The following is a 1,035-nucleotide window of genomic DNA, read 5'->3' as shown; positions in this document are numbered from 1 at the left end:
AGTGCGCCGGCAATCGTCGGGCACATCTTCAAGACGTGGAAAAGACTTCGGGCGATCCCTGGGACGTGGGCGCGATTGGCAATGCGGCGTGGACCGGCGTCGCACTGTGCGACGTGCTCGCCGCAGCCGGCATCCAGGACGGCGCGTCGTTCGTCGGCACTACGGGGGCCGACAACGTGGATGTCGATGGTGAGACGGCACCGTTCGGTGCCTCGATCTCGATCGCCAAGGCGCTAGAGCCCGACGTGCTGATCGTCTGGGCCATGAATGGCGAGGCGCTGGCCCCCGAACATGGCGCACCGCTGCGGCTCGTCGTGCCGGGTTATGCGGGCGTTCGTAGCGCCAAGTGGCTGACGCGCATCGAGGTGCGCGATCGCCCGTCCGATGCGCCGATCCAGGCTAAGGACTACAAGCTCTTTCCGGCGTCGGTAGCGAAGGAGGACGCAGACTGGGATCGGGGTCTGACTATCGAGGAGATGCCGCTCAATGCTGCGATCTGCGCGCCGGTGGACGGCGCGCATGTCAGCGCCGGCGCGTGCGAAATCGCGGGTTATGCGGTCGCCTTCGGCCGAGCGGTCACCCGCGTCGAGGTCTCCGTCAATGGCGGCACCGACTGGCTGCAGGCGGAACTGACTGCAAAACCCGATGCGCCTTGGAGCTGGACGCAGTGGCACGTCACGGTCGATCTGTCTCCCGGACTCCACGTCCTGATCGTGCGCGCCGTTGACGGTGCCGGGCAGATGCAGCCCGAACGGCCCGAGCCGATCTGGAACTTCGCCGGCTATCTCTCGACTGCCTGGCATCGCATCGCCGTTACCGCTGGCTGATGGACGCGCCGCACGACGCCGATCGGGCCCATGCGAAGCTGGCGGAGAGCGCGAGCAAGCTGAAGGACAGCGCAGTCCAGCAGGTGGACAGCGCCGACCGTCGCACAGAGCTTGCCGCGGACCGCACAATCCTCGCCGGCGAACGCACCTATGCTGCCTGGGTGCGTACCGGACTGGCGGCGCTCGCTTCCGGTATCGGCGCGCGCGC

General features: G+C 67.5%; 2 protein-coding genes. Both read left to right on the top strand.

Annotated features, from left to right (window positions below):
* On the top strand, positions 1 to 827 hold an 827-nt coding region (locus tag sphst_RS11665; RefSeq protein WP_107045564.1), incomplete at its 5' end, for a sulfite oxidase.
* On the top strand, positions 827 to 1,035 hold a 209-nt coding region (locus tag sphst_RS11660), incomplete at its 3' end, for a DUF202 domain-containing protein (RefSeq protein ID WP_159043591.1). The genes sphst_RS11665 and sphst_RS11660, both read left to right, overlap by 1 nt.

The sequence above is a fragment of the Sphingomonas sp. STIS6.2 genome, from assembly GCF_000732685.2.
Taxonomy (GTDB): domain Bacteria; phylum Pseudomonadota; class Alphaproteobacteria; order Sphingomonadales; family Sphingomonadaceae; genus Sphingomonas; species Sphingomonas aerolata.
The sequence above is the reverse complement of the archived record's forward strand: the minus strand, read 5'-3'. Positions and strand labels throughout refer to the sequence as shown.